The sequence below is a fragment of the Candidatus Pantoea soli genome (genome assembly GCF_007833795.1).
Taxonomy (GTDB): domain Bacteria; phylum Pseudomonadota; class Gammaproteobacteria; order Enterobacterales; family Enterobacteriaceae; genus Pantoea; species Pantoea soli.
The window spans coordinates 3517810-3538361 of sequence record NZ_CP032702.1 but is presented as its reverse complement, the minus strand read 5'-3'; the positions used below and the strand labels follow the sequence as shown (position 1 = coordinate 3538361).

At 59.8% G+C, this 20552-nt stretch carries 13 protein-coding genes; 11 read left to right on the top strand and 2 right to left on the bottom strand.

Translation table 11 applies throughout. The annotated features are described in order from the left end of the window. Nucleotides 1-49 precede the first annotated feature (49 nt). Complete coding sequence (locus D8B20_RS16400) at nucleotides 50-544, top strand: GNAT family N-acetyltransferase (RefSeq protein WP_145889963.1); 495 nt, start codon at nucleotides 50-52, stop codon at nucleotides 542-544. A 118-nt stretch (nucleotides 545-662) separates the two neighbouring features. On the opposite strand, the gene D8B20_RS16395 is transcribed toward D8B20_RS16400, so the two are convergent. Next, a complete protein-coding gene (locus D8B20_RS16395) occupies nucleotides 663-1577 on the bottom strand; it encodes a sugar ABC transporter substrate-binding protein (protein WP_145889961.1) in 915 nt (304 codons plus the stop codon). A gap of 437 nt (nucleotides 1578-2014) precedes the next feature. Here D8B20_RS16395 and D8B20_RS16390 point away from each other — a divergent pair, with 437 nt between their 5' ends. The 9 genes from D8B20_RS16390 to D8B20_RS16350 all read left to right on the top strand — a co-directional run bounded on the left by D8B20_RS16390 (nucleotide 2015) and on the right by D8B20_RS16350 (nucleotide 18245). Then, the gene (locus D8B20_RS16390; protein ID WP_145889959.1) at nucleotides 2015-3409 is read left to right on the top strand and encodes an MFS transporter; all 1395 of its coding nucleotides are present in this window, start codon (nucleotides 2015-2017) and stop codon (nucleotides 3407-3409) included. Nucleotides 3410-3585: 176 nt separating this feature from the next. Next, nucleotides 3586-4749, top strand: coding sequence for an HD-GYP domain-containing protein (locus D8B20_RS16385; RefSeq protein ID WP_145889957.1), 1164 nt, complete (start codon nucleotides 3586-3588; stop codon nucleotides 4747-4749). Nucleotides 4750-4892: 143 nt separating this feature from the next. Next, nucleotides 4893-10214, top strand: a complete 5322-nt coding sequence (locus tag D8B20_RS16380) for an Ig-like domain-containing protein (RefSeq protein ID WP_145889955.1) — start codon at nucleotides 4893-4895, stop codon at nucleotides 10212-10214. 298 nt (nucleotides 10215-10512) lie between these two features. Beyond that, nucleotides 10513-10602 (top strand): K(+)-transporting ATPase subunit F, encoded by a 90-nt coding sequence (gene kdpF / locus D8B20_RS16375; RefSeq protein WP_145889953.1) that lies wholly within the window; start codon nucleotides 10513-10515, stop codon nucleotides 10600-10602. Continuing rightward, nucleotides 10602-12281: a potassium-transporting ATPase subunit KdpA gene (kdpA, locus tag D8B20_RS16370; RefSeq protein WP_145889951.1), complete on the top strand. Its 1680-nt coding sequence runs from the start codon at nucleotides 10602-10604 to the stop codon at nucleotides 12279-12281. Before kdpF ends, kdpA begins: the two co-directional genes overlap by 1 nt. A 7-nt stretch (nucleotides 12282-12288) precedes the next feature. Next, nucleotides 12289-14337, top strand: a complete 2049-nt coding sequence (kdpB, locus tag D8B20_RS16365; protein ID WP_145889949.1) for a potassium-transporting ATPase subunit KdpB — start codon at nucleotides 12289-12291, stop codon at nucleotides 14335-14337. A gap of 11 nt (nucleotides 14338-14348) precedes the next feature. Further along, nucleotides 14349-14921, top strand: coding sequence for a potassium-transporting ATPase subunit KdpC (kdpC, locus tag D8B20_RS16360; RefSeq protein WP_145889947.1), 573 nt, complete (start codon nucleotides 14349-14351; stop codon nucleotides 14919-14921). Between the two features lie 96 nt (nucleotides 14922-15017). Continuing rightward, entirely contained in the window at nucleotides 15018-17693 is a 2676-nt protein-coding gene (gene kdpD / locus D8B20_RS16355) for a two-component system sensor histidine kinase KdpD (protein ID WP_145889945.1), read from the top strand. Between the two features lie 54 nt (nucleotides 17694-17747). Further along, the gene (locus D8B20_RS16350; protein WP_145889943.1) at nucleotides 17748-18245 is read left to right on the top strand and encodes a TIGR00645 family protein; all 498 of its coding nucleotides are present in this window, start codon (nucleotides 17748-17750) and stop codon (nucleotides 18243-18245) included. Between the two features lie 61 nt (nucleotides 18246-18306). Here the strand turns inward: D8B20_RS16350 and D8B20_RS16345 are convergent, their stop codons facing one another. Next, nucleotides 18307-19236, bottom strand: coding sequence for a LysR family transcriptional regulator (locus D8B20_RS16345; RefSeq protein WP_145889942.1), 930 nt, complete (start codon nucleotides 19234-19236; stop codon nucleotides 18307-18309). A gap of 93 nt (nucleotides 19237-19329) precedes the next feature. Here D8B20_RS16345 and D8B20_RS16340 point away from each other — a divergent pair, with 93 nt between their 5' ends. Beyond that, nucleotides 19330-20538, top strand: coding sequence for an MFS transporter (locus D8B20_RS16340; protein ID WP_145889939.1), 1209 nt, complete (start codon nucleotides 19330-19332; stop codon nucleotides 20536-20538). Nucleotides 20539-20552 lie beyond the last annotated feature (14 nt).

Below are 20552 nucleotides of genomic sequence, written 5' to 3'. Positions count from 1 at the left end.
CGTTCGGTAAGAGTTAACAGCTTAGTGCAACTGAACAGGGAATACCGATATGGAATTGAAGATTCGCGGTCGTGAACCGGGCGATGCCGCCGCTTATCAGCGCCTCTACAGCCATCCTGAGGTGTATCGCTGGACCACGCAATTGCCGTTTCCCAGCGTGGCGACCTGGCAGAAAAAATTTGAGCGCATGGAGAGCGAAGGCTACATCGGCTTTGTGGCTGAAATTGACGGGCAGATGGTGGGCGAGCTGACGCTATTCACCGAGCAGCGCCCGCGCACCCGGCACTGCCTGAGCTTTGGCATCAGCGTCGATCCCGCTTTCAGCGGACGCGGCATCGGCGAACAGCTGATCCGTACCGGACTGGATTACGCGTTTAACTGGCTTGGCATCGTGCGCGTTGAGCTGGAAGTGTTCCACGATAATACGCGTGCGCGCAGCCTGTATCAGCGCCTCGGCTTTGAACAGGAGGGCGTGAAGCGCAAAGCCTGCCTGCGCGAGGGTGAATACCACGACATCGTGGTGATGGCGAAGCTGCGGGACTGAACAGCCGATCGGAGAAGCAGGACGGCGCAAAGACTGGCCGCCCTGCGGCAGGCGGATGACGCGAGGACAAGGCCGCTGTGCGGCCGCCCGGCGTCACGCCATACTGGCCACGGCCAGCTTACAGCCCTTTGCCGGCATACTTCTGCATATTCTCCCGCGTGACCAGTTCAAACGGGATCCAGACGTGCGCATCCACTCTCTCACCCTTCATCAGCTTTTGCGCCACCGCAACCGCCGTTTTTCCCTGTCCGACGGCATCCTGAAACACCGTGACCTGGATGTTGTCCTGCGCCAGCGCTTTCAGGCCATCCGGCGTGGCGTCAATGCCGCCGATGAGCACTTTTTTAGGGTTTTTGGCCAGGGCCATGGCGGCGCCAATTGCCATTTCATCATTGTTAGCCGCCACAATATCAATGGCTTCGCCATTGCCAAGCCAGTTCAGCATTAAATCCATACCTTCATTACGCGCATAGTTGGCTGGCTGCTTCTGCACCACTTTCATGCCCGGATATTTCGCCACCACCTGCTCAACATCTTTTGTGCGCTGCAGCGCACCGGCATCCGTCAGATTACCGATCATGATCGCCACGTTGCCTTTGTAACCGGCCATTTTTGCCAGCGCTTCCATCTGCAGCGTGCCGGATTCCCGCTCATCGGAGCCGACAAAAACCACGCCCGGCGGCAGGGTTTTATCTCCCGGCGTGCGGTTGACATACACCAGCGGGATGTTCGCCTGCTGCGCCAGCCGCGTCAGCTGCGGCGTGCTGGCGGAATCCACCGGATCCACAATGATGGCGTCCACACCGGCGCTGATAAAACTCTGCACTTGATCGGTCTGGCGGCCGACATCGCCCCGGGCATCTTCAAACTGTGCATCGAGCCCGCGCGTACTGGCTTCTTTGGCGATCGCATGACGAATGATGGTTAAAAAGTTCTGGTCGAAATAGGCCATCGACACACCTATCTTTTCTGCCAGTGCAGAGGCAGAGGTGGCCAGCAGGCCGAGCAGCAGCAGGGTTTTGAGGGTTTTCATTGCCGACTCCAGAGTGAGGTTATGGTTAGAATATAAATTTCATTATCCGCTTAACTGGATCAATGAAATCATTTGCAGCCTACGAAGGTGTGCCCGCGGTGACAATTTGCCGGCGAAGATTTTGCTGTCACGCGCACACTTTGCGCGATAAGCCGCGCTGGTTCCGCCTGCTCATAGCGAGAGTGCAGGCGATTTTCTCAGCGCTGGCGCACACTCTGGTGAACAGGCCAGCGCCGGGTGAATGATTTGTGCACTACCGCACCTGTGTTTGTGGCGGTGACGAAAAACGCGCGGTTTTTTACCCGTCAATTCCACCAATCGCACAATGACCGCTGCGTATCTGGCTTCCTATAGTTGCTGAACAGTGAAATCTGAGCGGTATTCCTGAACATCGTCGCTTCGGGGCAGGATGCCCCCTCTTTCAAGGAATTCAGCCTATGTTGCCAGTACAAAACCGCAGCCAGAACAGCCATGTGCGTATCTGGATCCTCTGCCTGATTCTGTTTCTTTCCGTCGTGGCGTATGCCGACCGCTCGATCCTGTCGATCTCCGGATCGGCGATCAAAGCGGAGTTTGGTCTCTCCACGATCCAGCTTGGTCTGATCCTTTCGGCGTTCAGCTGGGCTTATGTGATCGGCCAGATCCCCGGCGGCCTGTTTCTCGATCGCTTCGGTACCAAAAAGGTCTATGGCGTGACGCTGGCGCTGTGGTCGCTGTCTACGCTGCTGATGGGTTTTGTGGGCGAGTTTTCCCGCGATGTGACGATCGCCCTGACCCTGATGTTCGTGCTGCGCTTTGCGCTGGGGCTGATTGAAGCCCCCAGCTTTCCCGCCAATGCGCGCGCAGTGATTATGTGGTTTCCCGGCGCAGAACGCGGACGCGCCTCGGCGCTGTTTGCCTCGGCGCAGTATTTTGCCGTGGCGATCTTCTCGCCGCTTTCCGGCTGGCTGGTGACGCGCTACGGCTGGGAGTGGCCCTTCTTTGTGCTGGGCGCCATTGGCGTGCTGGCGGTGTTTGTCTGGGCCTGGTATATGCGCAGCCCGAAACAGCATCCGCACGTCTCCGCCAGCGAACTGCGCTATATCGAACAGGGAGGTGCGCTGGTGGACATTGACGCAGCGCAGACCCTGAAAGCCCGCCCGCCGATCAGCAAAGCCCTGTTCAGGCTGCTGCTCAGCAATCGCATGCTGTGGTGCGCCTACCTCGGCCAGTATTGCATCATCGCCCTGAGCTACTTCTTTATCACCTGGTTCCCGATTTATCTGGTACAGGCCCGCGGAATGAACATCATGGAAGCCGGTTTTGCCACCATCGCACCGGCGCTGTTTGGCTTTCTTGGCGGCATCAGCGGCGGTTATCTTTCTGACATGCTGCTGGCGCGCGGCTGGAGCCTCTCATGGGCGCGCAAAGCGCCCTATATCGCCGGCATGCTGATGGCCGCTTCGCTGGTGCTGGCGGCGGTCATTCCGACTAACGCCGGGATCATTGCCATCATGTCGTTTGCCTTTTTTGGCAAAGGCATTGCGGCCGGGGCCGGAACCTGGACGCTGGTCAGCGACACCGCGCCAAAAGAGGCGATTGGCCTGGCGGGCGCGATTTTCAACGGCATTGGCAACATGGCAGGCTTTATTACTCCGCTGCTGTTTGGCGTGATTGTGGGCCTGACCGGCAGCTACAGTATCGGGCTGGCGTTTGTGGCGGCGCACTGTGTTATCGCCGCGCTGCTGTTCCTGCTGGTGATGGGTCCGATTCAGCGCGTCGGGGATACGCAGATCCCCGCTGCCGGCTCGCCGGCGCAAGCCGCCGCCGCGCAGGGGGTGAAAGCGGTTTAAGGCATTGATAAAAAACCGCCGCTGCCGTGAGGCCGGCAAGAAAGCGCGTTGCATGGCGGCCGGCCTGCACACTTTACGCAGCAGACGCGCAGCTGACGCACGATTTTACCCTGAAGATTTTTTGCACAAATGCCGATATCCCTTCTTATCTTCCACAGATATTAAGGAGGGATATCGTGATAAAGCTGATTTCCGTTGACGAACTGCGCCAGGGAATGTTTATCCACAAACTTGAGGTTTGGTGGTTAAAAGACAAAGGCATTCGCAACCAGATGCTGATCACTGACACACGACAGATCGCCCAAATCCGCCATGAAGGGATTCAGCAGGTCTGGATCGATCCGGATAAATCGGTGCCGTTGCCGGTGCCGCCGGTCGTGCAAAAAGACATAGCCAGAACGCCCTTTTTTCAGGAGCTGGATCAGGCGCAAACCATCTTTAATCAGGGCAAGCCACAGGTGCTGGCCATGTTTAATGAGGCGCGCATGGGCCGGGGGCTGGATCTGGGGTTTATGCTGGAGCTGGTGGATGAGATTGCCGGCTCCATTACCCGCGCGCCCACCGCGCTGCTTAGCGTAGCGCGGCTGAAAAACCACGATGATTACACCTATCTGCACTCTATGGCCGTGTGCGGCCTGATGATTTCGCTGGGGAAGAAAATGGGCCTGGATGAGCACCAGCTGCGACGGGTAGGTATGGGCGGACTGCTGCATGACGTGGGCAAAGCCGCGGTGCCGCTCAGCATCCTTAATAAGCCCACGCAACTCAGCGATGAGGAATTTATCATTATGCGTGAGCACCCGATTATCGGCGCGCAGTTGCTGATGGATGCTGAGGCCGGCGAGGATCTGGTGGATATGGCGCTGCATCATCATGAAAAATTTGATGGCAGCGGTTATCCGCATGGCCTGAAAGGCGAAGAGATTTCGCTGTTTTCGCGCATGGCCGCGGTGTGTGATGTCTACGATGCTGTGACCTCAGACCGTGCCTATCGTAAAGGCTGGTCGCCCGCCGAAGCCATGCACAAGATGCTGAGCTGGCGGGGTCACTTCGACAGCACGCTGCTGCACGAGTTTGTACGGACCATTGGCATTTATCCGGTGGGATCGCTGGTGCGGCTGGCCTCCGGGCGCGTGGCGCTGGTGGTTGAAGCCAGTGAGATTTCACTGATGAAACCCAAAGTGCATGTGTTCTGGTCACTGCATGCGCAGCGTGAAGTGAAGCCGGAAGAGCTGGATTTAGGGGACAGCTTTTGCACTGACAGTATCACCGGCGCCGAGGAGAGCGGGCTCTGGGAAAACGTGGATCTTAACCGGGTCTGGGCGCTGGAGAGCGCGTAAGCGGTAGCGACACATGCATTGCGTTTGTTAAGACAGATTGTAAAAACTTTACGTAACGATCGAGAAGGGTCTTGTAAAGCCGCACCGGCTGAGCCTGCAGTATGGATGGGATTTCTGGCAATACCATCTAAAAGGACAACAAGATGCCTAAATATACCCATGATATCCCCGCTACACGTGCTGCAACCTTTGCAGAAACACCCGGAAAAGAGACGTTAACCATTACCGCTGCCTATGATGATGTCGGTCCGCAAAGGATCGGTGTTGACCACGGTGGCGTAACCGATGACACCAAACCGCAGTTTATGGGCCAGGGAAAACCGGGCGAGCTGGTCACGCTTTACGATGAAAACAACCGCGTAATAGGCAGTGAGCGCGTCAGCAGTGAAGGTTTCTGGGTGGTTGAACTGCCGCAGGCGCTGCCCAACGGCACACATCAGATCACCGCGAAAACTGAAAGCGCCACCAGCGCCGCGTTTGCAATTACGATTGATCCCGCCAGCGAATACGCGTTGAAAATCACCGGTGTAAAAGCGGCGGACAATTCAGGCGACTATTTTGGCCAGGGCGCGGTGATCCCGCAGTTGGATCTCATTATCGGCGGCGTGAGCAAGCCGAATGAAGAGGTGTTGATCTACGATGGCGAGACGCTTATCGGGCGCGGTTATGCGGATCATAACGGTAATTTTATCATTACGCCCGATCAGCCACTAACTGAAGGCGCGCACGCGCTGACCGCAAAAACCGCCAGCGCAGCATATGGGCCGTTCAGTTTTACCATTGATCTTCCGGCCGTTACACCGGAGACGCCGCTGACTCTTGATTCCGTCTATGACAATTACGGTGCAGAACAGGGTGCGCTTAAAAATGGCGACACCACCGATGATAAAACGCTGACCTTGTCGGGCAGAGGGATATCCGGTGAGCAAATTTATATTTTCGATAATGGCAGTCCGCTGGCCTTCACTTTTGTGCAGGAGGACGGTACCTGGCATTTCACTCCGCAAACAGCGCTGGCCGCAGGTGAACATCGCTTTACGGTGCAGAACGAGGCTGAGCAGGTAAGCAATGCATTCTCCGTCACTATCACAGAACAGCCTGTACCCCCTCTGATGATCACCAGCCTGTACGACGATGCAGGAGATAAAACAGGGCAGGTTGAAAATGGCGGCAGCACAGATGACAGATTGCCGACCCTGCAAGGTACCGGTAAACCAGGCGCTGTCATCTACATCATTGATGGCAGGCATAATCTGGGTCAGGCCACGGTAGAAAATGACGGTACCTGGCATTTCACGCCTTCTGCAGCGTTAGACACAGGTGAACACAATCTTTGGGTTACCTATAGTCTGCTGCAGGAACCAGATGAGATCTTCAGGGTTACTATTGATGCCACCTTTAAAGCGCCGCTGATGATCAGCAACCTGCTGGATGACGTTGGCGACACGCAGGGTTCCGTGGAAAACGGCGGCAGCACCGATGATAAAAAACCAACGCTGGTTGGTACCGGTATTCCAGGTGCAATGGTGTATGTGTTTGACGGGGTTGTCTATATTGGTCAGACAACGGTACAAAATGACGGCTCCTGGCGCTTTACGCCAGCGAATCCCCTCATGCCTGGCAGGCATAATCTGCGGGTCGGTTACAAACTGACAGGCGAGCGCAGTGAAATTTATGAAGTAATTGTCACCAGCTCGCCAGAGATGCCGTTGATTATTGACAGCGCCAGCGACAATTTCGGCGCGGAGCAGGGTGCGCTGCACAACGGCGCCAGCACCGATGATAAAACGCCCACGCTGCAGGGCAAAGGTGAGCCGGGGACACGGGTTTATATCTTAGATGCTAATCACTATCTCGGCAGCGCCATTGTACAGCAGGACGGCAGCTGGCATTTCACACCGGCCTACACCCTTGAAGCAGGCCAGCACAGCTTCTCGGCAGAAGATGATCTGGGGCGCAAGAGCAGCCTGTTTACTCTCACTATTACCGAGCCACCTAAAGCCCCGCTGACGCTCGACAGCATCTATGACAACGTCGGCGCAGAGCAGGGATCGCTGAAAAACGGTGACAGCACCGACGACAAAACCCCGACGCTGCAGGGGCGGGGCGAGCCTGGCTCCCGGGTATACATTGCAGATAATGGTCACTACCTCGGGTATACGGATGTACAGCAGGACGGCAGCTGGAGCTTTACGCCACGCTGGGATCTGTCGCCGGGCGAGCATACTTTCACCGTCTGGGACGATGCAGACCGGCAGGCCGGTGAGTTCAAACTCATCCTCACCGGCGTACCCTTGTCGTTAGATACCTTGTACGACAACGCTGGCCCGGAGCAGGGCGTGCTGAAAAACGGCGACAGCACCGATGACCGAACGCCAACGCTGCAGGGTAAGGGAGAGCCAGGCTCAGCCGTCTATCTCTTTGACGGTCAGCGTTATCTGGGAGAGACCCGGGTAAATCAGGACGGCAGCTGGAGTTTTACCCCGCGCACTGAACTGAATACCGGCAGCCATCAGTTTACTGCCCAGACCGCAGCGGGCACGACGAGTGAAGCCGTCACGATTACCATCACGCAGGTACCGCTGCTGCTTGAAAGCATCTATGACAACGTCGGTGCAGAGCAGGGAGCGCTGAAAAACGGTGGCAGCACCGACGATAAAACCCCGACGCTGCAGGGCAGGGGTGAGCCGGGTTCAGTGATATATATCTATGATAATGGCCTGTATCTGGGATATGCGCGTGTTTACCAGACTGGCCACTGGAGTTACACGCCAGGAAGTGAGCTAAGCCCAGGCCAGCACAGCTTTACGATAAAGGATACCGGCGGCCGCGAGAGCGGAGCCTTTGCCATCACCCTCATCGGGCCAGAGAAAGCGCCGCTGACGCTGGAAAGTATCTATGACAACGTCGGCGCGGAGCAGGGTGCGCTGCAAAACGGCGCCAGCACCGACGACAAAACGCCCACGCTGCAGGGCAAAGGCGAGCCGGGTTCTGCTGTTTATGTCTTTGATAATGGACGTTATCTTGGCTACACCTATGTGCAGCAGGACGGCAGCTGGCGCTTCACGCCGGGCTATGACCTGAGCGCAGGTGAGCACAGCTTTACCGTACAGGATGATAAGGGCCCGGCTGGTGATGCCCTCACGGTGACGATTACCGAGCCACCGAAAGCGCCGCTGACGCTGGAAAGTATCTATGACAACGTCGGCGCGGAGCAGGGTGCGCTGCAAAACGGCGCCAGCACCGACGACAAAACGCCCACGCTGCAGGGCAAAGGCGAGCCGGGTTCTGCTGTTTATGTCTTTGATAATGGACGTTATCTTGGCTACACCTATGTGCAGCAGGACGGCAGCTGGCGCTTCACGCCGGGCTATGACCTGAGCGCAGGTGAGCACAGCTTTACCGTACAGGATGATAAGGGCCCGGCTGGTGATGCCCTCACGGTGACGATTACCGAGCCACCGAAAGCGCCGCTGACGCTGGAAAGTATCTATGACAACGTCGGCGCGGAGCAGGGTGCGCTGCAAAACGGCGCCAGCACCGACGACAAAACGCCCACGCTGCAGGGCAAAGGCGAGCCGGGTTCTGCTGTTTATGTCTTTGATAATGGACGTTATCTTGGCTACACCTATGTGCAGCAGGACGGCAGCTGGCGCTTCACGCCGGGCTATGACCTGAGCGCAGGTGAGCACAGCTTTACCGTACAGGATGATAAGGGCCCGGCTGGCGATGCCCTCACGGTGACGATTACCGAGCCACCGAAAGCGCCGCTGACGCTGGAAAGTATCTATGACAACGTCGGCGCGGAGCAGGGATCGCTGCAAAACGGCGCCAGCACCGACGACAAAACGCCCACGCTGCAGGGCAGGGGCGAGCCGGGTTCCGCTGTTTATGTCTTTGATAATGGACGTTATCTTGGCTACACCTATGTGCAGCAGGACGGGAGCTGGCGCTTCACGCCGGGCTATGACCTGAGCGCAGGTGAGCACAGCTTTACCGTACAGGATGATAAGGGCCCGGCTGGCGATGCCCTCACGGTGACGATTACCGAGCCACCGAAAGCGCCGCTGACAATCGACAGCGCCTATGACAACGTCGGCGCGGAGCAGGGATCGCTGCAAAACGGCGCCAGCACCGACGACAAAACGCCCACGCTGCAGGGCAGGGGCGAGCCGGGGTCCGCTGTTTATGTCTTTGATAATGGACGTTATCTGGGCGGCGTCTACGTGGAAGCCGACGGCACCTGGCGCTATACCGCACCGGGCAACCTTCCTGCCGGCGAGCACCGCTTCACCGTCAGCGATACCTACAGCGCCGCGCAGGGCGAAGCGTTTGTCATCACTATCACCGAACCGCAGCCAGAACCGTTAGTGCTGGAGCAGGTGTTTGATAATGCCGGCCGCGATCAGGGTGTGCTCATCAGCGGTGCCAGCAGCGATGATACCCATCCAACGCTGGTGGGATCAGGTCAGCCAGGCGCTGCAGTGTATATCTACGATAACGGCAATTATCTCGGGACGACCCGCGTCCAGAGCGATGGCAAGTGGTACTATACGCCGCAGTCTGCACTCGCGCTGGGCGAACATACGCTGACGGTCAGCTACGCCGGCAATCAACAGAGCATCGATTTCAGGCTGAAGGTGGTGGATTACGTAGCGGAAATCGAGCTGCTGGGCGTCAGAGATAACGTGGGTGAGCAGCAGGGCCTGCTGCAGTCGGGGGCGACCACGGACGATCGCTATGCAGCGTTTACCGGCAAGGCAGCGCCCGGCAAGGCGGTGGTGCTGCACATGGTGGACAACGAAGGCGATTATCGCGGCATAGCCGTGGCGTTCGCGGATGAAAATGGCAACTTCAGCATTAAATCCGATTATCCACTGCCACAGGGGGAACATCAGTATTTCCTGTCCACCTCGCTGGGCGGAAGTGATTTTATTTCACAGGTGTTCACCCTGACTGTCGAGAGTGATGACATCGTGAAGCCTGAAATTAGCCTGGCTTTCACCGAAAGCGACGGAATTATTGATGACAATGGTACGGCGACCGACAATCGCTTTAGCCTGCACGGTAACGGTGAGCCTCTCCAGACGCTGAAACTGTACGACGGTGAGAAGTATCTCGGCAGCGTTACAACCAGCTGGACAGGTGGCTGGAGCCTCAATAATTTGCTGCTACGCAACGGTGAGCATCACATTACGGTGCGTGATGCCTATGACAACAGCAGTGAGTCCTATGATCTCACCGTCAACGGCTACCTGCCGCCGCTCAACAGCCTGCTGCTGCACGCTGATGACTTACTGCTGACAGACGGGGTGGAAAGCGAGACCGCGCAGTCTGCGGCTCAGCCGGTGCTGGCGCTGGAAAACGCGGATCTGCAGCAGCACACTCAGAGTGGGGTAAATGCCGCAACTGATGCGTTGCCACTGATGGAGGAGGCGTTCGCGCAGCACTACAGCATGCTGTAACGCTCTGCCTTTCAGCGGATAACACACCATACCGGGGGCGACCCCGGTATTTTTTTACCCTTTTCATGCTCATGCCTGAGGCTGCGTATTTTGTGTCGGTCCGCCGGCGCTGAGCGATGGCGTGCATGGCACAGCGCGCAAGCTATTGCGTCTGATCAACCGCCACGATTGGTGCCGCGCCCAGGCCACTTTCCGCGCATTTTTATACTTTTTTTACGCCGCTTTTACGCCTTTTTACCCCTTCTTTATGCCGCGCCGCGCATGCTTGCGCCCATGATTTCTTCCTCTGGAGGTTGCTGTGAGTGCAGGTGTGATAACCGGCATCGTGCTGGTGTTTTTACTGCTGGGCTACCTGATTTATGCCCTGCTTAACGCGGAGGCATTCTGATGGCGGCGAACGCGTTTTTACTGATTGCTGTGTTTCTGCTGGTGCTGATGGTGCTGGCGCAGCCGCTGGGGCGTTTTCTTGCCCTGCTGGTGGCGGATAAGCCAGTGCTGCCGCGTGCCGAGCGGGTGCTGTGGCGGCTGGCGGGCGTAGAGGAGCACGCCATGCGCTGGCCGCACTACCTGCTGGCGATTCTGCTGTTTAATGCGCTGGGCTTCGTGCTGCTGCTGGCCATTCTCCTGCTGCAGGGATCGCTGCCGCTTAACCCGCAGCACCTGCCGAACCTGAGCTGGGATCTGGCGCTGAATACCGCCGTCAGTTTTGTCACCAACACCAACTGGCAGGCGTACGGTGGGGAGAGCACCGTCAGCTATTTCAGCCAGATGGTGGGCTTAACCGTGCAAAACTTCCTGTCGGCAGCCACCGGCATTGCCGTGGCGTTTGCGCTGATGCGTGGCTTCGCCAACCGCTCGCTGGCCACTCTGGGCAACGCCTGGCGTGATTTAACCCGCATCACGCTGTATGTGCTGCTGCCGCTGTGTCTGGTGATTGCTGTGTTCTACGTCAGCCAGGGCAGTATCCAGACCTTTGAACCGTATCACGCGCTGACGACGCTGGAAGGGGCGCAGCAGACGCTGCCGCTCGGGCCGGTGGCGTCGCAGGAAGCGATCAAGATGATCGGGACTAACGGCGGCGGCTTCTTCAACGTCAACTCGGCGCATCCGTTTGAAAACCCCACGGCGCTGACCAACTTTGTGCAGATGCTGAGTATCTTCCTGATCCCGGCCGCACTGTGCTTCACCTTTGGTCAGCACCTGGGCGATCGTCGCCAGGGCCATATGCTGCTGTGGGCGATGACCCTGATGTTTGTGCTGGCCGTGGTGGCGGTGATGTGGGCAGAAGTGCGCGGCAATCCGCACTTTCTGACGCTGGGGGCCGATAGCGCCATCAACATGGAAGGCAAAGAGACGCGTTTTGGCATTCTCAACTCCAGCCTGTTTGCGGTGATCACCACCGCCGCGTCATGCGGTGCCGTCAATGCGATGCACGACTCTTTTACCGCGCTGGGCGGCATGGTGCCGATGTGGCTGATGCAGCTGGGTGAAGTGGTATTTGGCGGCGTGGGCGCGGGGCTGTACGGCATGCTGCTGTTTGTGCTGCTTGGCGTGTTCATTGCCGGCCTGATGATCGGTCGCACCCCGGAGTACATGGGCAAGAAGATCGACGTATGGGAAATGAAGATGACGGCTCTGGCCATTCTGGTCACGCCGACGCTGGTGCTGCTTGGTACGGCGCTGGCGATGATGACCGATGCCGGACGCGCCGGTATGGCGAACCCGGGTATTCACGGCTTCAGTGAAGTGCTCTACGCCGTGTCGTCTGCGGCCAACAACAATGGCAGCGCCTTTGCCGGACTGAGCGCCAATACCCCCTTCTGGAACCTGCTGCTTGCCTTCTGCATGCTGGTGGGCCGCTTCGGCATCATCATTCCGGTGATGGCGATTGCCGGTTCACTGGCCGCGAAGAAAATCCAGCCGGTCGGCAACGGCACGCTGCCTACCTACGGGCCGCTGTTTATTGCGCTGCTGGTGGGCACGGTGCTGCTGGTCGGCGCACTGACCTTTGTCCCCGCGCTGGCCCTGGGCCCGGTCGCGGAACATCTGCAAATAATTCAGGGATAACGGAAAGATGAGTCGTCAACAACTGGCGTTGTTTGATGCAACGCTGACGCGTACAGCGGTGCTGGATGCGGTGAAAAAGCTCGATCCGCGCGTGCAGTTTCGCAACCCGGTGATGTTCCTGGTGTGGATCGGCAGCGTGCTGACCTCGCTGCTGGCAGCGGGCATGGCCAGCGGTCAGCTCAGCGGCAGCGCCGGCTTTACCGCTGCGATTGCGGTGTGGCTGTGGTTCACCGTGCTGTTTGCCAACTTTGCCGAAGCGCTGGCGGAAGGTCGCAGCAAGGCCCAGGCCAACAGCCTGAAAGGGGTCAAAAAGACCAGCGAAGCCAAAAAACTGGCGGAGCCGCATCATGGCGCCGCGTGGCAAAGTGTGTCTGCCGATACCTTACGCCGGGGCGATGTGGTGCTGGTTGAAGCCGGGGATATTATTCCGTGCGACGGTGAAGTGCTGGAGGGCGGCGCGTCGGTTGATGAAAGCGCCATCACCGGCGAATCCGCGCCGGTGATCCGCGAATCCGGCGGGGATTTTGCCTCGGTAACCGGCGGCACGCGTATTCTCTCTGACTGGCTGGTGATTCAGTGCAGCGTCAACCCCGGCGAAACCTTTCTTGATCGCATGATCGCCATGGTAGAAGGCGCGAAGCGCCGCAAAACGCCCAATGAAATCGCCCTGACCATTCTGCTGGTTTCACTGACGCTGGTGTTTCTGCTCGCCACGGCTACATTGTGGCCCTTCTCGGCCTGGGGCGGTACGCCGGTCAGCGTGACGGTGCTGGTCGCGCTGCTGGTGTGCCTGATTCCCACCACGATCGGCGGCCTGCTTTCGGCGATTGGCGTCGCGGGGATGAGCCGCATGCTCGGGGCTAACGTCATTGCCACCAGCGGGCGCGCGGTGGAAGCGGCGGGCGATGTGGATGTGCTGATGCTTGATAAAACCGGCACCATCACGCTCGGTAACCGCCAGGCGACGCAGTTCCTGCCGGCACCCGGCGTCAGCGAGCAGCAGCTGGCCGATGCCGCCCAGCTTGCCTCGCTGGCGGATGAAACGCCGGAAGGGCGCAGCATTGTGGTGCTGGCGAAGCAGAAATTTAACCTGCGTGAGCGCGATCTCAGCAGCATGGGAGCCACCTTCATTCCGTTCTCCGCGCAAACGCGCATGAGCGGCGTCAACGTGCAGGATCGGCTGATCCGCAAAGGCGCCGTGGATGCGGTGCGTCGCCATATTGAAGCCAGCAACGGCAGCTTTCCGGCCCAGGTTAACGCCAGCGTGGAAGAGGTCGCGCGCGCCGGCGGTACGCCGCTGGTGGTGGCGGAAGGCGCACAGGTGCTGGGCGTGGTCGCGCTGAAGGATATCGTCAAAGGCGGCATCAAGGAGCGTTTCGCCGAGCTGCGCAAAATGGGCATCAAAACCGTGATGATCACCGGGGATAACCCGCTTACCGCGGCGGCGATTGCCGCAGAAGCGGGCGTGGATGATTTCCTTTCTGAAGCCACGCCAGAGGCCAAACTGGCGCTGATCCGTCAGTACCAGGCGGAAGGGCGTCTGGTGGCAATGACCGGCGACGGCACCAACGATGCGCCTGCGCTGGCGCAGGCCGATGTGGCGGTGGCGATGAACTCCGGTACCCAGGCTGCAAAAGAGGCGGGGAATATGGTCGATCTGGACTCCAACCCGACCAAACTGCTGGAAGTGGTGCATATCGGCAAGCAGATGCTGATGACGCGCGGATCGCTGACCACCTTCAGTATTGCCAACGACGTTGCGAAATATTTTGCCATTATCCCGGCGGCGTTTGCCGTGACTTATCCGCAGCTCAACGCGCTGAATGTGATGGCGCTGCATTCGCCCGCGTCGGCCATCCTGTCAGCGGTCATTTTTAACGCGCTGGTGATTGTGTTCCTGATCCCGCTGGCGCTGAAAGGCGTGAGCTACCGGCCGATGAGCGCGGCCGCGCTGCTGCGCCGCAACCTGTGGATCTATGGCGTAGGCGGTCTGATTGTGCCGTTTATCGGCATCAAAGCCATTGACCTGCTGCTGACGCTGTCAGGCCTGGTGTAAGGAGAAGAGAAATGAGTCAGTTACGTCCGGCTATTGTATTGTTAATTCTGCTGACGCTGCTTACCGGCGGGCTCTATCCGCTGCTGACAACCGGGCTGGCGCAGTGGTGGTTTCCGGCGCAGGCGTCCGGTTCGCTGATTGAGCGTCAGGGCGAAGTGCGTGGCTCGGCGCTGATTGGTCAGGCATTCAGTCAGCCGGGCCATTTCCAGGGCCGCCCGTCAGCCACGGGCGATGCACCTTATAACGCGCTGGCCTCCAGCGGCAGCAATCTGGCGGCGAGCAACCCGGCGCTGGATAAAGCGGTGGCCGCACGGGTGGCCGCCCTGCGCGCCGCCAACCCGCAGGCACCGGCGACGGTGCCCGTTGAGCTGGTCACCGCCTCCGCCAGCGGTCTGGATCCGGATATTTCACCGGAAGCCGCGCGCTGGCAGGCACCGCGTGTCGCGGCAGCGCGCCATCTGGCGCTGAGTGACGTTGAAGCGCTGATCGCGCGTCAGACGCAACGCCCGCTGCTGCCGTTTATCGGTGAGGAGACGGTGAACGTGTTGCGGTTAAACCTGGCGCTGGATAATTTACAGGGATAAGCGTGAACCGCGCCGCGACAACCGTGGACATCCCGGATTGCGGCGCAGCCCGTTGCGTCATGCCATACCGGCGCGCGCTATAACCATGGACTTCGCATGAACGATGAATTACCACGCCCCGATCCCGATGCGCTGCTGCTCAACCACAGCGAGAGCCATCGCGGCAAACTGAAAATCTATTTTGGTGCCTGCGCCGGGGTGGGAAAAACCTACGCCATGCTGCAGGAGGCGCAGCGTCTGCGGGCGCAGGGGCTGGACGTGCTGGCCGGGGTGGTGGAAACCCACGGCCGCGAAGAGACCGCCGCGCTGCTTGCCGGACTGACGCTGCTGCCGCGCCGCGCCACCGGGCGCTCGCGCCATGCGGAGTTCGATCTGGATGCCGCGCTGGCGCGTCATCCGGCGGTGATTCTGATGGACGAACTGGCGCATACCAATGTGCAGGGGTCGCGCCATCCGAAACGCTGGCAGGACATTGAAGAGCTGCTCGACGCCGGTATCGATGTCATTACCACCGTTAACGTGCAGCATCTGGAGAGTCTGAACGACGTGGTCGGCGGGGTGACCGGCATTCAGGTGCGCGAGACCGTGCCGGACCCGTTTTTTGATAGCGCAGATGAGGTGGTGCTGGTGGATTTGCCGCCGGACGATCTGCGACAGCGGCTGAAAGAGGGAAAAGTCTATGTCGGCGATCGCGCCGAACGCGCAATTGAAAACTTTTTCCGCAAAGGCAACCTGTTCGCGCTGCGTGAGCTGGCGCTGCGCCGTACCGCTGACCGCGTTGATGATCAGATGCGCGCCTGGCGTGACCAGCAGGGGCGCGACAAAGTGTGGCACACGCGCGATGCCATCCTGCTGTGCATTGGCGATGACACCGGTAGCGAAAAACTGGTGCGTACCGCCGCGCGGCTTGCGGCCCGGCTCGGCAGCGAATGGCATGCGGTGTATGTGGAAACGCCGCGGCTGAACCGCCTGCCGGAAGCGCGTCGTCGCGCCATTCTGCGCACCCTGCAACTGGCGCAGGAGCTGGGCGCGGAAACCGCCACGCTTTCCGATCCCGATGAAGCGCGCGCCGTGCTGCGTTACGCACGCGAGCACAATCTGGGCAAAATTGTCACCGGCCGGCAGCCGCAGCGGCACTGGCGGCGCGACAGCTTTGCCCAGCGCCTCGGCGAGCTGGGCCCGGATCTCGATCTGCTGGTGGTGGCGCTGGATGAACCAGTGCGTGACGCACCGCATCCGCTGGGCGGCCAGCGCGCCAGCAACGAAAAGTGGCGTCTGCTGCTGCGTGGTTGCCTGATGGCGCTGGTGCTGTGCATTCTGGTCACCACGCTTGGCCGCTGGCTGCTGGTGGCCTTTGACCCGGCGAACGGCGTGATGATCTATCTGCTGGCGGTGGTGCTGGTGGCGCTGCGCTTCGGCCGCTGGCCCTCGGTGTTTGCCACGGTCATCAACATCTTCGCTTTCGATCTGTTTTTCGTGGCCCCCACCGGCACTATCGCCGTGTCGGATCTGCAGTATCTGGTGACCTTTGCCGTGATGCTGGCGGTCGGGGTGATCGTCGGGAATCTGACGGCGGGGGTGCGCTATCAGGCGAAGGTCGCGCGCTACCGGGAACAGCGCGCACGGCACCTGTATGAAATGGCCAAATCGCTCAGCAGTGCCCTGACGCCGCAGGATATTGCCGCCACCAGTCAGCGCGTGATTGACGTGACGCTGCAGGCGCGCAGCCAGCTGCTGCTGCCGGATGAGCAGGGCGAGCTGCAGGCGGTGGGCGAAAACAGCATCGCCACGCCGCCGGACCTCGGCATCGCCCGCTGGAGCTTCAGCAAAGGGCAGCCGGCGGGGGCGGGCACCGATACCCTGCCGGCCGTGCCGTATCAGATGCTGCCGCTGAAAAGCGGCAACCACTGCCTCGGGCTGCTGGTGGTCGAGCCGGAAAATCTGCGGCAGCTGATGATCCCGGAACAGCAGCGGCTGGTGGAAACCTTTACCGTGCTGATCGCCAATGCGCTGGAGCGTATGGCGCTGTCGCACAGCGAAGCTGCATCCCGGCTGGCGGCGGAACGCGAGCAGCTGCGTAACGCGTTGCTTTCCGCGCTGTCGCACGACCTGCGCACGCCGCTGACGGTGCTGTTTGGGCAGGCGGAGATGCTGATGCTGGACCTCGCCAGCGAGCAGTCAAAGTATGTCGGCCAGGCGAATCAGATTCGCGAACAGACCCTGAGTACCATCCGGCTGGTGAGCAACATGCTGGATATGGCGCGCATTCAGTCCGGCGGCCTGAACCTGCGCGAAGAGTGGGTGGCGCTGGATGAGGTGATCGGCGGCGCGCTCAGCAGCATGGGGCCGCTGCTGAAAGGACACGACATTGCGCTGGATTTACCGGACGAACTGGTGCTGATCAAAGGCGACAGCGCGATGCTGGAGCGCGTGTTCACTAACCTGATCGAGAACAGTCTGAAGTATGCCGGCAACGCGGCGCAGCACGGCATTCGCGCATGGCGTGACAAAGCCCGGCTGGAGGTCGCCGTCTGGGATAACGGTCCGGGCATTGCGCCGGAGAACCTGACACGCATTTTCGACAAGTTTGCCCGCGGCGATAAAGAGTCCGCCGTACCGGGTGTCGGACTGGGGCTGGCAATCAGCAAAACCATCGTGGAGTCGCACCGCGGGCGCATCTGGGCAGAGAACCGGCCGGAGGGCGGCGCATGTTTTCGTTTATCGCTGCCGCTGCCGGATGCCCCCGAAATTTCTGAAGAAGGGCTGAAATAACTTCACAGAAGTTCGGTTATACTCGCCAGCCTGATTGTTGATAAATGGAAACTTATGGAACGTTTTACCGAAAACCTGATGTATGCATCGCGCTGGTTGCTGGCACCGGTTTACATTGGACTTTCGCTGGGCTTGCTGGCGCTGACCGTTAAATTTTTTCAGGAAATTTTACACCTGCTACCCAACATTCTCAGTATCGCGGAAAACGATCTGATTCTCCTGCTGCTGTCGCTGGTGGACATGACGCTGGTGGGCGGTTTACTGGTGATGGTGATGCTCTCCGGTTACGAGAACTTTGTCTCGAAGCTGGATATCGCTGAGCACAAAGAGAAACTGAGCTGGCTGGGCAAGATGGATTCCGGCTCGCTGAAAAACAAAGTGGCGGCTTCCATCGTGGCGATCTCTTCCATTCATCTGCTGCGCATCTTTATGGATGCACGCAACGTCGCCAACGATAAGCTGATGTGGTACGTGATTATCCACCTGACGTTTGTGCTGTCGGCGTTTGTGATGGGCTGGCTGGATGCCATGTCGAAAATGGAGAAGAAGTAAGCGCAGGCAACGGGTGCACCTGCCGGCGCACCCGGCAACCGGTCGCAGCGGGCCGGTTGGCTTATCGCACCGGTCGCGTGCCGGTTAACTGCGGCATCACATCGCGAATCATGGCAAAAAAGTGCCGCAGCCGGGCCGGATAATAACTGGCCCACGGATAGGTCAGCCACACCGGCAGCGGCGGCGCCTGCCACGCGGGCAGCAGCTGTACCAGCGCACCGCGCGCTAAATCCTCCTGTACCACCCACGATGACACCACCGCCACGCCCATACCGGCCAGCGCCGCTTTGCGCACTGCATACAGGCTGTCGCTGGCAAGACGGGGCGCAATCGCCAGGTTAACCGTCTGACCATCGCGGGTATGCTGCAGCGCAACCTCATTGTGATAAAAGCTGGTCAGCGCCAGCCACGGCAGCTGCGGCAGTTCATGCACCTGCTGCACGGCGGGATGCGCCGCCAGCAGCGCCGGAGCCGCCACCACAAAACGCGGCACCTCAGCCAGCAGCACCGCCACCACGGAAGGATCGCCCGGCGCGCCGACCTGAATGGCGCAGTCAACGTTTTCGCTGATGAAATCGGGCGTGCGATCATTCAGCATCCACTCGACGTTAAGCCGCGGATAGCGCTGCAGGTAATCCACCAGCGGCGCAATCAGCTGATCCTGACCAAAGGCATGCGGCGCCCGCACGCGCAGGGTACCCACCGGGTCGTCATGTGTGCCGGTCAGCTCATCTTCCAGCGCGTGCCAGGTGGCGACCAGCTGCCGCGCCTGCGCATAGCAGCGTTCGCCATCATCGGTGAGTTTCAGTCCGTGCGTGCTGCGCAGTATCAGCTTCAGGCCCAGCCGCTGTTCCAGCGCCTGCAGGCGTCGGCTGATGGTGGGCTGGGTGGTGCCCAGCTGGTGTGCGGCGGCAGAAAGCGAGCCGCTTTCCACAATGCGGATAAAGGTCTGCATCAGTTCGATGCGGTCGCTACTGGCGGCTGTGCTCATACGTTTCGCGTATAACAGTTCTGTGTAGAAACAGTCTACCGCGTATAGTGGCCGTGCGCTTTAATAAGCGCACTTTCACTGGAGAAAACCATTATGTCAGCCATGTCATCCTCCGCTGTTCTGCCCGCTGAAAAGCTGCCTGCACCGCTGGTATTTACCCTCGCTGCCGGTGCCGGCCTGAGCGTCGCCTCGATTTACTACAGCCAGCCGATGCTGAATATCATCAGCAAACAGTTTCATGCCGGCATCGGCAGCGTGGGCATGGTGCCGATGCTGACGCAGGTGGGCTATGCGCTGGGCATTCTGCTGCTGGCGCCGCTCGGCGATCGGCACGACCGCCGCACCATTATTCTGGTCAAAGGCCTGCTGCTGATGGCCGCGCTGCTGCTGTGTGGTTTTTCCGGCGGCATCAATGCGTTGCTAGTCGCCAGCTTTGTGACCGGATTAACGGCCACGGTGGCGCAGGATATTGTGCCGGCGTCGGCGGCGCTGGCACCGGCAAGCAGCCGCGGTAAAACCGTGGGCACGGTCATGACCGGGCTGCTGGTAGGGATTCTGCTGTCGCGCGTGGTGAGCGGCGTAGTAGCGGAGTACTTTGGCTGGCGCACCATGTATATGGTGGCCGCGGCGGCGGTGCTGCTGAGCAGTCTGGCGCTGTGGCGGGCGCTGCCGCGCTTTACGCCGGGCACCTCGGTCAGCTATCCGCGTCTGCTGCTGTCGCTGGCACATCTGTGGCAACACCACCAGACGCTGCGCCGCGCCGCGCTGGCACAGGGGCTGCTGTCGGTCAGCTTCAGTGCCTTCTGGTCAACACTGGCGCTGATGCTGAGCGAGCGCTTTCATCTCGACAGTGCGATTGCCGGTGCCTTTGGTCTGGCCGGTGCAGCAGGGGCGCTGGCGGCACCGCTGGCAGGCAGCTTCGCCGATCGCATCGGGCCCGCCCGCGTGACGCAGTACGGTGCGACGCTGGTCATTCTCTCTTTCGCCCTGATGTTCCTGCTGCCGCTGCTGCCGGTGCCGGTGCAGCTTGGCCTGATTGTCATCAGCACCGTCGGGTTTGATCTCGGCGTGCAGGCCACGCTGGTAGCGCATCAGACGCTGGTTTACGGTCTGGCACCGGAGGCGCGCAGCCGCCTGAACGCCCTGATGTTCACCGTGGTGTTTATCGGCATGGCGACCGGGGCCGCGCTGGGCAGCCTGGCGCTGGCGCACTTTGGCTGGCCGGGCGTGGTCACCCTGGCGACGTTGTCCGCCGGGCTAGCGTTACTGATTCGCCTTGCCAGTCGTCATCTGAAAAACTGATCGCAAATCCTGTG

What these genes read in the sequence shown, in the direction of transcription:
- D8B20_RS16400 (WP_145889963.1), top strand. Translation starts at nt 50, where the DNA reads ATGGAATTGAAGATTCGCGGTCGTGAACCGGGCGATGCCGCCGCTTAT.
- D8B20_RS16395 (WP_145889961.1), bottom strand. Translation starts at nt 1,577, where the DNA reads ATGAAAACCCTCAAAACCCTGCTGCTGCTCGGCCTGCTGGCCACCTCT.
- D8B20_RS16390 (WP_145889959.1), top strand. Translation starts at nt 2,015, where the DNA reads ATGTTGCCAGTACAAAACCGCAGCCAGAACAGCCATGTGCGTATCTGG.
- D8B20_RS16380 (WP_145889955.1), top strand. Translation starts at nt 4,893, where the DNA reads ATGCCTAAATATACCCATGATATCCCCGCTACACGTGCTGCAACCTTT.
- kdpA (WP_145889951.1), top strand. Translation starts at nt 10,602, where the DNA reads ATGGCGGCGAACGCGTTTTTACTGATTGCTGTGTTTCTGCTGGTGCTG.
- kdpB (WP_145889949.1), top strand. Translation starts at nt 12,289, where the DNA reads ATGAGTCGTCAACAACTGGCGTTGTTTGATGCAACGCTGACGCGTACA.
- kdpC (WP_145889947.1), top strand. Translation starts at nt 14,349, where the DNA reads ATGAGTCAGTTACGTCCGGCTATTGTATTGTTAATTCTGCTGACGCTG.
- kdpD (WP_145889945.1), top strand. Translation starts at nt 15,018, where the DNA reads ATGAACGATGAATTACCACGCCCCGATCCCGATGCGCTGCTGCTCAAC.
- D8B20_RS16350 (WP_145889943.1), top strand. Translation starts at nt 17,748, where the DNA reads ATGGAACGTTTTACCGAAAACCTGATGTATGCATCGCGCTGGTTGCTG.
- D8B20_RS16345 (WP_145889942.1), bottom strand. Translation starts at nt 19,236, where the DNA reads ATGAGCACAGCCGCCAGTAGCGACCGCATCGAACTGATGCAGACCTTT.
- D8B20_RS16340 (WP_145889939.1), top strand. Translation starts at nt 19,330, where the DNA reads ATGTCAGCCATGTCATCCTCCGCTGTTCTGCCCGCTGAAAAGCTGCCT.